Origin of the sequence: Massilia sp. Dwa41.01b (assembly GCF_014171775.1) — a bacterium.
GTDB lineage: Bacteria > Pseudomonadota > Gammaproteobacteria > Burkholderiales > Burkholderiaceae_D > Telluria.
The window spans coordinates 2,051,445-2,064,818 of the sequence record NZ_CP050454.1 but is presented as its reverse complement, the minus strand read 5'-3'; the positions used below and the strand labels follow the sequence as shown (position 1 = coordinate 2,064,818).

Genomic DNA, 13,374 nt, shown 5'->3' with positions numbered 1-13,374 from the left:
ATAGCGCAGCGCGAACACAGGATGCAGGCGCTCCTAGACCGGCTCGGTCGACAGCGGCGGATGGCGCTCCGGCTTGCCGCGCCCTACCCGCTCGTACTCGGCGATCACCTGGGCGCCGAACAGCAGCAGCGTGGCACCGATCTCGAGGCTGAACATGACGACGATTGCCGTCGTCATCGAGCCATACACCACGTTCACCTGCGACAGGGTGGAAAAGTACCAGACCAGCACATGGCGCGCGACTTCCCACAGCAGCGCGGCCGTTACCCCACCGACGAGCGCATGCGAGAGCGACAGGCGCCCTACCGGCATCACCAGGTAGATCGAGGTCAGCACCAGGATCTCGCCGGCCAGCCCCAGCAGGTAGAGCAGCGCCCCGGACAGTCCCCCGAGCGACCAGGTGATGCCCAGCAGCTGCACGCTCTCCCGCCCCATCACCTGCAGGGTCCCGGCCACCAGGGTCACGAGCATCACCCCGAAGCCCAGCGCCAGGATGTAACAGTAGGGCAGCACGGCGGAGACGAGGAAATGGCGGCGCCGGATCGCCACCCGGTGGATGAAGATCACGCTCATGGCGTTTTCCAGCACCGTGAAGGCGAAGGAACTGAAGAACAGCATCGTCACCGCAAGCACCCAGGTGATGAGGTCGCGGTTGTCGAGGAAGTTGGCGACCTCGGCCACGATCGAGACCGACTGGCCCGGGACCAGCAGTTCGAGGTAGCGGCGCATCGTGACCAGCAGTTCGGCCTGGTCGAGGAAGTGCGACAGCACCACCACCACCAGCATCAGGAAGGGCACGATCGACAGCAGCGCGTAATAGGCGACGGCACCGGCCAGCAGCAGGCCCTGGTTGGCGCGAAAGCCCTTGAGCACGCTGAGCGTGAAGGCGAGCGGGTGCGACAGGATGTAGGCGTTGGCGCGCCGGTTGAGGATACGTACGCGCAGGCGACGCACGCGCAGGCGCCCGCCCGGCATCATCGTGCGAGCCTGAGTCCGGTGAACTGCCAGCGCGCACCCGACGGGAAGAAATTGCGGTAGCTGGCGCGCGCGTGCCCGGCCGGCGTGGCACAGGACGCGCCGCGCAGCACATACTGGTTGACCATGAACTTGCCGTTGTACTCGCCGATCGCGCCGGCAGCCGGCGCATAGCCGGGATACGGTGCATAACTGCTGCTCGTCCATTGCCAGCAGGCGCCGAACATCTGGGCCAGGCCTGCGCCGCTTGCCGCACCCGGGTGCAGGCCGCCACTGTCGATGGCCGCCTGGCGCGCGGCGAATTCCCATTCGGCCTCGGAGGGCAAACGCGCGCCGCGCCAGCGCGCATAGGCGTCGGCCTCGTACAGCGACAGGTGGGTAACCGGGCGGTGGGGGTCGAGCGGCACAGTGCCGTGCAGGGTGAATTCGTGCCAGGCGTCACCTTCGCGGCGCCAGTACAGGGGCGCGGCCAGTTCGCCGCCAGCGACCCGGTCCCAGCCCCTCGGCCAGCCACAGCGCCGGGTCGCGGTAGCCGCCCGCCTCGATGAAGGCAAGGTATTCGCCATTGGTTACCAGCCGCGAGGCAAGTTCGAAAGGCGCGAGATAGACGCGATGGCGCGGCAGTTCGTTGTCGAAACAAAACCCGCGGCCGTTGTGGCCGAGCTCGAACAGGCCGCCGTCGAAAGGCAGGAAGGCCATGGCCGGGGGCTCGGCAGCCACCTCGAGGGGACTGTCGTCATAGCACGGCGCCAGCGGATTGTGCGCCAGCAGGTGCTTGACGTCGGTCAGCAGCAATTCCTGGTGCTGCTGTTCGTGCTGCAGGCCCAGTTCCACCAGCGCGTCCAGACCGGCATCCGCAGGATGGGCAGCCAGCAGGCGCGCCATGCGCCGATCGACGTCGGCCCGGTAGGCGCGCACCTCGTCCAGCGAGGGCCGGGTAAGCAGGCCCCGGGCCGCGCGCGGGTGCTTTGCGCCGATGCCGTTGTAGTAGGAATTGAAGAGCACCCGGAAGGCCGGGTCGAACGGCGCAAACCGGGCCTCGCGCGCTTCCGGGATGAAGGTCTCGAAAAACCAGGTGGTGTGCGCCAGGTGCCATTTCACCGGGCTGGCGTCCGCCATCGACTGGGCGCAGCAATCTTCCGGCGACAGGGGTGCGGCCAGCGCCAGCGAGCGCGCACGCACGGCCGCGTAGTCGAGTCGTCCGGCCAGTCCCCCGTCGCGCGCGCTCATGCTTTCCCCTGGCCTCAGGCGCCCAGCGGCGCGATCGCCCGCGCATGGATCACGGCGAACCAGCGGCGCGGGTCGAGCCAGACGCGGGTGGCTTCGAAGCCGGACTGCTCGAGCAGCGCGATGGCGTCGGCCTGGCGGTATTTGTAGCTGTTTTCCGTGTGGATGCGCTCGCCCGCGGCAAAGCTGCGTCCGCCGCCCGGCCAGCGCACGCGTTGCGCCTCGCGCGCTTCCAGGTGCATCTCGACCCGGCCCAGCGCCTCGTTGTAGAAGCCGGCGTGGCGCCAGCGCCTGACGTCGAAATCGGCGCCGAGCAGGCGGTTCACATGGCGCAGGACGTTGAGGTTGAAGGCGGCCGTGACGCCGAGCTCGTCGTCATAGGCGGCATCGAGCAGGGCCTTCTCCTTGGCGAGATCGATGCCGATCAGGAGCGCACCGTCGAGCCCGCACTGCCCGCGCAGGCGGCGCAGGAAGGCACGTGCTTCGGCCGGCGTGAAATTGCCCAGCGATGAACCCGGATAGAAGAACAGGCGGCGCTCGGCACGCACGCTGTCGGGCAGGCGCAGGCCGCTGGAAAAGTCCTGTCCGAGCGCGCTCATGGCGATGTGCGGAAAGCGCTGGCGCAGGCGCGCCAGGGCTTCGCTCACGAAATCGGTGGAAATGTCGACTGCGACATACTGGCTCGGGCGCAGCAGCGGAAACAGCGCCGCCGCCTTGGCGCAATTGCCGGCGCCAAGATCGATCAGGGTCGTGCCGGCCCCGCAGGCCTGGGCGATCTCGGCGCCATGGCGCTCGAAGATCGCGCCCTCGGTACGGGTCGGATAGTATTCCGGCAGCTCGCAGATCGCCTCGAACAGCTTCGAGCCAAGCGCGTCGTAGAGGAATTTCGGCGAAATGCAGGCCGCTTCGGCCGCCAGGCCGGCGTACAGCTCCGCCGGGACATGGGCGCTGGGCGCGGCCGGCTTCTCGATTGTGCAGGACGTCAGCATAAGGTTTATCATTCGTGCCGCCGAGGCGCCCGATGCGCCCGGCATGGGATGAGTTGCCGTTTTTGCTATGATAGCGGAACCCCCTCGATCCCGCGTTCGCCTGCTGCCCAAGCGTGCAGACCATTCGATTCCCCATAAAAAGAGAAAGTTCGCATGAATCCATTGTCCGTTTCGAAGTCGACCTTCAAGTCGCTGTTTGCCGCGGCCGCCACCGCCTCCCTGCTGTTCGCCGCCGGCCATGCCGCCGCCCAGAATACGCCGGGCGTGCTGCGCGTGTCCGCCATTCCCGACGAGGCGCCGACGGAACTGCAGCGCAAGTTCAAGCCGCTGGGCGACTACCTGGCCAAGGCGACCGGCCTGAAAGTGGAATTCACCCCGGTCACCGATTACGCCGCCTCGGTCGAAGGCCTGGTCAACAAGAAGCTCGACATGGTCTGGTTCGGCGGCTTCACCTTCGTGCAGGCCAAGGTCCGTTCCAAGGGCCAGGTCGTGCCGCTGGTGCAGCGCGCCGAAGACGAAAAATTCCGCTCGGTCTTCATCACCACCAAGGCCGACATCAACAAGCTGGAAGACCTGCGTGGCAAGACGCTCTCCTTTGGCTCGGAATCGTCGACCTCGGGCCACCTGATGCCGCGTTCCTTCCTGCTCACCGCCAGGATCGATCCGGACACCGACCTGAAACGCGTGGCCTTCTCGGGTGCGCATGACGCCACCGTCGCGGCTGTCGCCGGCGGCAAGGTCGATGCCGGCGCCCTGAACATCTCGGTCTGGGAAAAGCTGGTCGAAGCCGGCAAGGTCGACCCAAAAGCCGTGCGCGTGTTCTACACCACGCCCGGCTACTTCGACTACAACTGGTCGGTGCGCTCGGACATGAACCCGGCGCTGCAGAAGAAAATCCGCGACGCCTTCCTGGCCCTGGACGCTTCTACTGCGCAGGGCAAGGAAATCCTGGAACTGCAACGCGCAACGAAATTCGTCCCGACCAGGGCCGAGAACTACGTGGCGATTGAAGCGGCGGCGAAGAATGCCGGCCTGCTGAAGTAAGCCTTGCAAGAACGGACCGCCACGCCATGACCTTCAGGCTCGACAAGCTGACCGTGCGCCACCTGACCGGCACGCGCGCGGTCGCGCTGCACGAACTCGACCTCGCGCTGGCGCAGGGCGAACAAGTCGCGCTGATCGGGCCGTCCGGCGCCGGCAAGACCACCCTGCTCTCGACGCTGGCCTGCGCCCACCGGCCGGCCGGGGGCGGTTTTACCGTCTTCGATGAGGATCCCCGGGCATTGCCGCAGGGGCGCGCCATGCCCTGCGCGCACGCCTGTTCCTCGCCCCGCAAACGCCGCCGCTGCCGCCGCGCCAGCGCGTGGTCACGGCGGTGCTGGCCGCCCGCCTGCCGCAGTGGAGCCTGTGGCAGGCGCTGGCCTCGCTGTTCAAGCCCAGCGACCCGGACGCCGCCTTCGAGGCACTGTCGCGTTTCGGCCTGGGCGACAAACTCTATGCGCGCGTCGACCGCCTGTCCGGCGGCGAGCGCCAGCGCTGCAGCCTGGCGCGACTGCTGCTCTCGCGCGCCGAGGCTTTCCTCGTCGACGAGCCGATCTCCGCGCTCGACCCGGCGCTGGCACGCCTGACCCTCTCCACCTTGCTGGACGAAGCAAGGGCACGTGGTGCCACCCTGGTCTGCAGCCTGCACCAGGTCGAGATGGCGCGCGCCCACTTTCCGCGCATCGTCGGCCTGCGCGCCGGCCGCATCGTGTTCGACCTGCCGCGCGAAGAGGTCACCGACGCGATGGTCGCCGCCCTCTACGCGAACGAGAGCGCGGCGCCGCACCCGCATCCGGAGCACGAAAGCCCCGACCGCATCGCCGTGGGCGCCTGCTTCTGACGATGGCGGCGCTCCCCTGCATCCCGACCCCGCCTGGCGCGGGCGCCTCGTCGCCTGCGGCTGCGCCCTGGTGCTGCTCTGGCCCATGCTCGTCTACAGCGAATTCAAGCCCCGGCTGCTGTTCGACCTGCAAAGCCTGGCCGCGGCTGGCGTTTTCCTCAAGGACTTCCTGCACCCGGCGCACGGCGCCGAATTCCTGCTGCTGGTGCTGGAGCAGACCTGGGTCACGGTCGCGATCGCCACGGCCGGACTCGCACTGGCCCTGCTGGGCGCGATTCCCGCCACCCTGTTAGTCAGCGAACGGCTGTCGATCTCGCGCCGGGCACGGGGCGCATCCGCCCGCTGGCCGCGCTGCTGCGCCAGGCCGTGCGCTGGGTGCTGGTGCTGCTGCGCAGCGTGCCGGAACTGGTGTGGGCGCTGCTGTTCGTGCGCGTGGTCGGCCTCGGGCCCACGGCCGGCGTGCTGGCGATCGCCCTCACCTATTGCGGCATGCTGGCGAAAGTCTATGCCGAGATCCTCGAGTCCGGCGACTTCCACGCCAGCGACGCACTGCTGGCCAACGGCGGCTCGCGCCTGGCCGCCCTGCTCTACGGCGCCCTGCCCGAGTCGGCCGCCGAGCTGGTGTCCTACACCGTCTACCGCTGGGAGTGCGCGATCCGCGGTTCGGCCATCATGGGCTTCGTCGGTGCCGGCGGCCTCGGGCAGCGCATGGAAGAATCGACCCGGATGATGGCCGGCGGCGAAGTGGCGACGATGCTGATCGTGTTCGTGCTGCTGGTGGCCGCGGCCGACCTGGTCTCGACCCTCTTGCGCCGGAGGCTGGGATGAAGACCATGCCGGCGGCGCCCGCGCGCGCCTGAGTACCCTGCTCCTCGTCGGCGCCCTGCTGGTACTGGTGGTGGCCAGCTTCGCCACCCTCAGCATGGATCTTGGCGCCTTCTTCACGCCTGAGGCGGCCAGCACCATGCTCGAATTCCTGGACGGGTTCGCGCCGCCCGACCTGGCGCCGGCTTTTCTCAAGAAAACCGCGTTCGCCGCCCTCGAGACCCTGTCGATGTCGGCGCTGGGCACGCTGCTGGCGGTCGTCGCCGGGCTGGTACTGGCGCTGCCGGCAGGCGGGCGCTGGGGCGCCGTGCCGCGCGCGCTGGTGCGTCTTGTCCTGAACGTGCTGCGCTCGATTCCCGAACTGGTGTGGGCCGCGCTGCTGCTGGTGGCCGCCGGCCTGGGTCCGTTTGCCGGCACGCTGGACCTGGCCGCGCACACCGCGGGCGTGCTCGGGCGCCTCTTTGCCGACGCGCTGGAAAACGCCGAGCCGCTGCCGGAAGCGGCGCTGCGCGCCAACGGCGCCCCCAGCCTGGCCGCCTTTTTCTATGCGACGCTGCCGCAGACGCTGCCGCAAATGCTGTCCTATACCCTGTACCGCTGGGAGAACAATATCCGCGCCGCCGCCGTGCTGGGCGTGGTCGGTGCGGGCGGGCTTGGCCAGATGCTGAAGTACCACCTGTCGCTGTTCCAGATGCCGAGCGCGGCCACCGTGGTGCTGGCCATGCTGGTGCTGGTCGCCCTGGTCGATGCCGCCAGCTTCGCGCTGCGGCGCACGCTCACCCGTTAAGCGAAAGGCACCCATGCTCGAACTGTCGCAGCTCACCAAGACCTATGGCGGCCGCACCGTGCTGTCGGCCCTGTCGCACCGCTTCGAGGCCGGCGTGTTCGTCGCCATCATGGGCGAATCGGGCGTCGGCAAGTCCACGCTGCTGAACCTGATCGCGGGCCTGGACGTCCCTGACAGCGGCCAGGTGATCGTCGACGGCACGCCGATGTCCTCGCTCGACGACGGCGCCGCCACGCGCCTGCGCCGAACGCGCATGGGTTTCATTTTCCAGGCCTTCCACGTGCTGCCGCACCTGACCCTGCACCAGAATGTGGCGCTGCCGCTGCTGTTAAACGGCGAACACGGACGCGAGAGCGCGGCACGTGCCGAGGGCATGCTCGCGGCGGTCGGCCTGGGGGACGCGGCGCCGATTTCCCGCGCCAGCTGTCGGGCGGAGAGATGCAGCGCGTCGCGATTGCGCGCGCCCCGGTGCACAGGCCGGCGCTGCTGCTGGCGGACGAGCCGACCGGCAACCTCGATCCGGAAACGGCCGGCGGCGTGCTGCGCCTGCTGCGCGAGGAAATCCGGGCCAACGGTGCCGGCGCCATCATGGTGACGCACTCGCACGCGGCGGCCGACATGGCCGACCAGGTGCTGCTCCTGACCAAAGATGGACTCAAGTTGGCGTGAGTTCCGCGAAGAAACAATCAGCTTGCATGCTGTTGTGTTGAATCGTGCGGAGTACCCTGCAAAGCCGTAGTACTATCACAACGACCCGCACGCAGAAGAGCATCCAATACGGCCTTCATGGGCCTTGAGGCCGAGCGCCTCGAGGCCAGGCGCGTTGCCCGCATCGGCGGACCGCGAAGGCGGTACGTGTGTACGGCGAGGCGATGCAAGGCCGCCATGAAGCTGTTGTCAGGTGCTCGAAGCTATCACAACAACGGGCGCTTCCAAAACGGTCCTGTCCCCCCAACCAATGTATTGGAGGAGTACATGAACGTACGCCAAAAAAAGCAGGAAATGCTGGCCGCGATGCACCGCGCCCGCGCCCTCGAGCCGTCGAGCTTCGTCCCCAACAAGCTGCTCGACACCTTGATCGAGAAGATGCATCTCAAGAATGACGCGGAGCTGTGCCGCGTACTCGAGGTGCAGCCGCCGATCATCAGCAAGATTCGTCACCGCAAGCTCAATGTCGGTGCCACGATCCTGCTGCGCATGCACGAGAAATCGAATATCCCTATCCGCGAACTGAAGGAGCTGACCTCGGCCTCGGTGCACTAGCGCAGGCGCACGCCGCGCCGCTGGCGCCCGGCGTTCGCGCCCCCGGGACGGCAAGCGTCCCGGCACGAGTCGCCGTAAGTCGCCAGCGCGTCTTACGGCGCGGGCGGACGGCCCGTCTTGAGTTGGGGAAGGCTGTCGAGCACCTGGCGCAGCGTTGCCAGGTCGAGGCGGCCCACCAGTGGCCACGCCGATACGCAGCAGTTCGCTTTTCTTGACCTCGAAACCCGCCTTCAGGCAGGCCCCTTCACGGCGGCCAGCACCGCATATTCCCCTTCGGGCATGGTGAAGCTGTCGCGTACCAGCGCGGGACGCGCCGTCGCCGGCGAAGGCGCTGGCGCGGCACGGCCGGCGCCCGCCTTGACCACGGCTTTCGCCGCGGTCTTGAGCGCAGCGGCGGACTTGCCTGCAACCCCGGTGGCGGACCTGGCGGCAGCTGGCTTGGCGCCGCGCTTTGCGGCAGCCCTCACGACCGGCTTCGCCGCAGGGCGCGCCGGCGCCTTCGCGGGCTGCTTCGCAGCCGGTTTGACAGCCGCTTTCACGGCGGGCTTCGCGGCAGGCTTGGCGGCGGCTGTCGACGGCGGCTTCACGGATCTTGCAGCAGGCTTTGCGGCAGGCTTTACAGCAGGCTTTGCGGCAGGCTTTACAGCGGGCTTTGCAGCGATGCCCGTTGTCGCGCGCGCTTCTGGCTGGGGCAGTGCTGGAAGCGCTCTCGCGCGATGCCGTCGAGGCGGCCTTGGGCGGCGTGCCCGCTTTCGTCCGTGCCGACGGGGCTGCGCCCGCGGCCACGGCAACCGATTTTCTGGTCATTGGGTATTCCACAACTTAACAAGATAAACAATATAGTCGATCAGGCGCATTCCGGATAGGGCGCGTCCTGCCGTGCGGCACCTTCATGGCGTGCATGCAGCTCGCGGATGACGCCCGCGCGCAGGCCGGCGCGCACCGGAATGACGGCCTCGATGCCGAGTTCCTCGACCATGGCCAGCAGCAGCGCCAGGCCGCCCGCCACCTGGGCCGCGCCGAGGGCCTGCTCCCCGCCTGCCGCCATCGCCCTCCCCGCCACCAGGGTACGGCAGAGCAGCCGCAGGCGCGCCGCGTCCAGCAGCGGCTCGCCTGCCAGCTCGGCCAGCGCGCGCACGGTTCCCGAGGCGCGGCATACGCGCACTCCCAGCCCCGCATGCCGGGCAGCTGGGCGCAATCGGCATAGCGGCTGCGCGCCGACGCCAGCGCCGCGTCGAATGCCGCCTGCGAGATACCCGCGCCAAAAATGCCAGGCCATGGCGCAGCGCACCGACGCCGAAAGACTGCACGAGTTCAACCTCGGCACCCTGGCCCCGGACGATTTCGGTGGAGCCGGCGCCGATGTCGAGCACCAGGCGCCGCTCGCTGCCGCGACCGAGGGCACCGGTCACGCCCAGGTAGACCAGGCGGCCCTCTTCTTCGCTGCCGATGCGTTCCACCGGATGGCCGATCGCCGCGCCGGCCGCGGGCAGGAAGGCCGGCGTCTCGCAGACGGCGCGCAGCGCGGCCGTGGCAACCACCCGTACCGCGCGCGGCGACCAGGGCTGCAGCGCCTGGCGGTACTGGCGCAGGCAGGCCAGCACCCGCCGCATCGTGGCGGCGTCGACGCCGCCGTCCCGCCCGGGCGCGCCCAGGCGGATCGTCTCGCTCAGGGTCGCGGCCACGCGCACGACGCCGGCTTCGCAGCTGGCCACGTGCATGCGCACGCCGTTCGAGCCGAGTTCGACCGCGGCATACATCGGGACGGAATAAGTGACGGCCATCGGTTCGTCCTGGTCATGGAGGAACCCCGAGTATGGGCCGCCATTGTGACGGCCCGATGACGACGCGGCAAGCCGTGGCTGGCTGCGGCCTAGCTCTCCTGGCTCTCGACGGCCTGGGGACGCGGCGCCAGCCGCACCTGGTTGCGGCCCGCGTCCTTGGCGCCCCGCAGCGCTTCCGGGCGCGCTGCAGCAGCGTGACGTTGCTGTCGTCCGGGCGGATCGTGGTGACGCCGAAGCTGGCCGTCATCGAGATCATCGCCCGCTCGGTCTTGACCGGCGTCGCCTCGATCGCGGCGCGCATGCGTTCGGCCACCAGCAGCGCTTCCTCGGCGCCGGTGCGCGGCAGCAGCAGCACGAATTCGCCGCCGACCAGGCGCCCCAGCAGGTCGCTGTCGCGCAGCTGGCGCTTGCACAGGTCGGCGATATGGCGCAGCACGACGTCGCCCACCGGGTGGCCGTAGCCGTCGTTGACGCGGCGGAAGCTGTCGAGGTCCAGGACGAGCAGCGCAGTGGCCGAACCTGGGCGGCGCGCCAGCGAGATCCAGGGCGCGAGCGCACGGAAGAAGCCGCGCCGGTTCGCCACGTCGGCCACCAGGTCGCTTGTCTCCAGGCGCGCCAGGTCGACCTGCTGGCGCTCGCGCGCCAGCAGCAGGCAGCCGAAGGCGCCGACCAGCATCAGCAGGTAGAAGGCGGCGGTGGACAACTGGCGCAGCAGGTCGTGCGAAAGCCAGCGCCAGCCGTCGGGCATGACCAGCACCAGGATGCCGCGCGCCGCCACCACCAGCGCCAGCAGCGCCGTGACGATGGCCAGCGCACGCTGCAGCATGCTGGCAGCCCGCCAGCCGCGCGCCAGCGCCGCCGCGCCCATCAGGTAGAAAGCGCCCAGCAGCAGCGCCGCGGCCAGCGTGCGCAGGCCGAGCGGATCGATCCAGTACGACACCGGGAACACCAGCACCGCGGCCACCGCCAGCGGCACAGCGGCTCGCCGCAGGCGCGCCGAACCGGCGCCTTCCCACAGCGCGCCGGCTTCGAGTGCCACGCCGCCGATCAGGAGGGCCCAGCCGGCCGGCAGCGCCAGCGGTTCGGGCACCACGCGCGCGCCGCCCAGGCAGAGCAGCAGCCAGCTCGCGGCCTGGACCTGGCGCGACAAACTCCAGCTCGCCATTGCCGGCGTACGCACGGCCCCGTAATCGAAGAAGAACAGCAGGCTGCACAGGGCGAGGTTGCCCAGTGCCAGCACCAGCACCATGGTGGTGGAATCGAGTGCGAGCATGGTCGGGTTCAGCATTCGTGTTCGACGTTGCTGCTGCCGTCGCCGACCTTGCTGGCCCAGGCCCGGGCGAAATACGCGCGCTCGGCCTCGTCGGGCGGCTCGTTCCAGAACACGATCAGGGTGCCTTTGTGGTCATGCAGCTGGGTCAGCTTGTCGACGAAGTGCGCATTGCCGGCACTGTCGGCCAGCGCCATCGCATATCCATAGACGCGGTTGAGCCGCTCGATGCGGTCGGGCTCGGTCTGGCTGTTGGTGGCGGTGATCGATGGATGATCGAGAAACATGAACGACTCCGTGTGGCGGCAAGGGCCAGCTTAGCAGAACTTCATGCCTGTGGACAAGGCGAGCGCCGCCTTGCCACCCTTGCATTGGCAGCGGTGCTCGCCGCCGCGCGCCCATCGGTATACTGGCGCCATGCCGCCCCGCCTCGACCCTGCCGATCCGCCCGCCGCCGCGCGGGCCTCCACTGCGCTGGTGAGCACGCGCGGCAACCGCCGCACCCTCGAATTCCAGCCAGGCGACATCCAGAGCGAGATGCTGCTGTCCGCACCGCACGCGCTGGTGCTCGAATACGCGCGCGCCATGATGTGCTTTGCCCTGTTCGTGCCGCATCCGCGCCATATCCTGATGGTGGGCCTGGGCGGCGGCTCGATGGTGAAGTTCTGCCATCGCCATTTCCCCGATACGCGCATCACCGTGGTCGAGATCAGCAGCGAAGTCATCGCCCTGCGCGAGCAGTTCCGGGTGCCGCCGGACGACGCGCGCCTGCGCATCGTCCATGCCGATGCCGCCGACTACCTCGCTTGCGCCGACGCCTTGCCCGACGCGGTTGTCGACGTGATCCTGGTCGACGGCTTCGACGCCACCGGCATGCCGGAGTCGCTCGGCAGCGAACGCTTCTACGCCGATTGCCGCCGCGCCCTGCGCGCCGGCGGCGTATTGGTCGCCAACTTCCTCAGCTACGACCCTGCCCGCACCCAGCTGGCGGCGCGTCTGGCGGCGGCCTTCGGCGGACGCGTCTGCGATTTTGCGGGCATCGCCGGCAACAACCACCTGCTCTTCGCAGTCCGGACCGGCGCCGGCGTCGACGCCAGCTCGCTCCCCGCGCTGCGCATGCAGCGGCGTGTCATGCGCCGGCGCGGCCTCGGTTTCGGCCTGCTGAACCGGCTGCTCGCGCGCGCCGTCGTCGCCTGGCTGGCATGGCGGCCCGCGCGCGCCGCACGGCGGATGCAAACCTGATCAGCCCGACAACGGCGCTTGTCTGATCGCGGCGACAATGACACCGCCCACCGCTGCCCGGGAGAGGAAGTGTTTGCGAAAACGGGCCAAGATATGACACACTTGGTCGTTTTCATGCCTACAGGCAAAAAATCTTTCTAGGAACAGGACATGTTGCGTCGCCTGCCGTTTTCCCTGACCCGCGCGGCGGCCCTCACCCTGGGGGCCGGCCTGGCCGCCTCCTGCGTGCTGTTCGTCGGGGTCAGCCGACTCGAATACGACAACCTGGCACTGGTGTTCGCCCAGGAGGCCGACGAGCGCGTGGCCACGGTGCGCCAGGGCCTGCATGACGCCGTCGAGGTGGTAGCGGTCACCAACCAGCTGTTTGCCCTCGGCGCACCGGTCACGCGCAGCCAGTTCCACGATTTCACGACGCCGCTGCTGCAGCGCCATCCCTACATCCAGGCCTTCAACTTCCACCGGCAAATCGCCGACAGCGAGCGCGCGGCAGTTGAGGCGGACCTGAACACGGTCGTTCCAGGCAGTTTCATCAGCGAGGCGCAGGGCGGCAGGATGGTGCCGGCCGGGCGGCGCGCACGCTATAACATCGTCCAGTACCTGGAACCGATGGCCGGCAATGAAGCGGCCTTCGGCTTCGATTCGGCAACGCGCCCTGCGATCAATGCGGCACTGGCGCGTGCCCACGCCGGGCGCCAGGTCGCCGCCTCCACGCTGTTCCCGCTGGTGCAGAATCCCGTTCCCCAGCCGAGTTTCCAGCTCCTGATGCCGGTGTACGACAGCAGCGGCGCCCTGATCGGCGATACCGCCGCGGTCGTGCGCGGGCGCGAACTGGTGCGCGCCACCCTGGCCGCCGCCGGCCTGCTGGGCAAACAGCGGATCCGGATGTCGGTGTATGCGGGTCCGCAGGCCGAACCGGCGAACCTGGTGTTCAGCAGCGGCGGCGACGCCGGCCAGCCGGGCACCGACCCGCTTGGCCGCCTGGTCGCCCCCGAATACACCGCGCGTGCTGCAGGCACCCTCGACGTGGCCGGCCGTCCCTGGCTGGTCGAGGTGACGGCGCAGCCGCGCCCTTCGCCGCCGACCACCTCGCCTCCCTGGCGACCCTGGCCGGCGGCATCCTGCTGAGCCTG

Annotated in this window: 11 protein-coding genes and 5 pseudogenes; 8 read left to right on the top strand and 8 right to left on the bottom strand. The window is 69.1% G+C overall.

Annotation, left to right across the window (positions count from 1 at the left end):
- Window positions 1–33: 33 nt before the first annotated feature.
- The 3 genes and pseudogenes from G4G28_RS09425 to egtD all read right to left on the bottom strand — a co-directional run bounded on the left by G4G28_RS09425 (window position 34) and on the right by egtD (window position 3,191).
- Window positions 34–978, bottom strand: a complete 945-nt coding sequence (locus tag G4G28_RS09425; protein WP_229424949.1) for a YihY/virulence factor BrkB family protein — start codon at window positions 976–978, stop codon at window positions 34–36.
- Window positions 975–2,205: pseudogene (gene egtB, locus G4G28_RS09420) on the bottom strand (ergothioneine biosynthesis protein EgtB). The gene G4G28_RS09425 and the pseudogene egtB overlap by 4 nt, the downstream one beginning before the upstream one ends.
- 14 nt (window positions 2,206–2,219) lie before the next feature.
- Window positions 2,220–3,191, bottom strand: a complete 972-nt coding sequence (gene egtD / locus G4G28_RS09415) for an L-histidine N(alpha)-methyltransferase (protein ID WP_229507986.1) — start codon at window positions 3,189–3,191, stop codon at window positions 2,220–2,222.
- Between the two features lie 153 nt (window positions 3,192–3,344).
- On the opposite strand from egtD, the gene G4G28_RS09410 reads away from it, so the two are divergent.
- The 6 genes and pseudogenes from G4G28_RS09410 (at window position 3,345) to G4G28_RS09385 (ending at window position 7,948) form a co-directional block, all read left to right on the top strand.
- Window positions 3,345–4,235: a putative selenate ABC transporter substrate-binding protein gene (locus tag G4G28_RS09410; protein WP_182988061.1), complete on the top strand. Its 891-nt coding sequence runs from the start codon at window positions 3,345–3,347 to the stop codon at window positions 4,233–4,235.
- 26 nt (window positions 4,236–4,261) lie between these two features.
- Window positions 4,262–5,073 (top strand): annotated as a pseudogene (locus tag G4G28_RS09405) (phosphonate ABC transporter ATP-binding protein).
- Between the two features lie 85 nt (window positions 5,074–5,158).
- Window positions 5,159–5,901: pseudogene (locus G4G28_RS09400) on the top strand (PhnE/PtxC family ABC transporter permease).
- Window positions 5,902–5,929: 28 nt separating this feature from the next.
- Window positions 5,930–6,685, top strand: coding sequence for a phosphonate ABC transporter, permease protein PhnE (gene phnE / locus G4G28_RS09395; RefSeq protein ID WP_183108457.1), 756 nt, complete (start codon window positions 5,930–5,932; stop codon window positions 6,683–6,685).
- 13 nt (window positions 6,686–6,698) lie between these two features.
- A pseudogene (locus G4G28_RS09390) lies at window positions 6,699–7,354 on the top strand (ABC transporter ATP-binding protein).
- A 306-nt stretch (window positions 7,355–7,660) separates the two neighbouring features.
- Complete coding sequence (locus G4G28_RS09385; RefSeq protein ID WP_182988058.1) at window positions 7,661–7,948, top strand: hypothetical protein; 288 nt, start codon at window positions 7,661–7,663, stop codon at window positions 7,946–7,948.
- A gap of 230 nt (window positions 7,949–8,178) precedes the next feature.
- Here G4G28_RS09385 and G4G28_RS25690 read toward each other — a convergent pair whose 3' ends face one another.
- The 5 genes and pseudogenes from G4G28_RS25690 to G4G28_RS09365 all read right to left on the bottom strand — a co-directional run bounded on the left by G4G28_RS25690 (window position 8,179) and on the right by G4G28_RS09365 (window position 11,289).
- On the bottom strand, window positions 8,179–8,415 hold the full coding sequence (locus tag G4G28_RS25690) for a hypothetical protein (protein ID WP_229507984.1): 237 nt from the start codon (window positions 8,413–8,415) through the stop codon (window positions 8,179–8,181).
- A 380-nt stretch (window positions 8,416–8,795) separates the two neighbouring features.
- On the bottom strand, window positions 8,796–9,086 hold the full coding sequence (locus tag G4G28_RS25685; RefSeq protein WP_229507983.1) for a hypothetical protein: 291 nt from the start codon (window positions 9,084–9,086) through the stop codon (window positions 8,796–8,798).
- Between the two features lie 124 nt (window positions 9,087–9,210).
- A pseudogene (locus G4G28_RS28960) lies at window positions 9,211–9,669 on the bottom strand (hypothetical protein); the annotation flags it as partial.
- Between the two features lie 76 nt (window positions 9,670–9,745).
- Complete coding sequence (locus G4G28_RS09370; protein ID WP_229507981.1) at window positions 9,746–11,020, bottom strand: GGDEF domain-containing protein; 1,275 nt, start codon at window positions 11,018–11,020, stop codon at window positions 9,746–9,748.
- Window positions 11,014–11,289 carry a hypothetical protein gene (locus G4G28_RS09365; protein ID WP_182988055.1) on the bottom strand — a complete coding sequence of 92 codons (276 nt, stop codon included), beginning with the start codon at window positions 11,287–11,289 and terminating at the stop codon, window positions 11,014–11,016. Before G4G28_RS09365 ends, G4G28_RS09370 begins: the two co-directional genes overlap by 7 nt.
- A gap of 130 nt (window positions 11,290–11,419) precedes the next feature.
- Here G4G28_RS09365 and G4G28_RS09360 point away from each other — a divergent pair, with 130 nt between their 5' ends.
- Window positions 11,420–12,244, top strand: a complete 825-nt coding sequence (locus G4G28_RS09360; RefSeq protein ID WP_183108278.1) for a methyltransferase domain-containing protein — start codon at window positions 11,420–11,422, stop codon at window positions 12,242–12,244.
- Window positions 12,245–12,394: 150 nt separating this feature from the next.
- Window positions 12,395–13,369 carry a CHASE domain-containing protein gene (locus G4G28_RS25675; RefSeq protein WP_229507980.1) on the top strand — a complete coding sequence of 325 codons (975 nt, stop codon included), beginning with the start codon at window positions 12,395–12,397 and terminating at the stop codon, window positions 13,367–13,369.
- Window positions 13,370–13,374 lie beyond the last annotated feature (5 nt).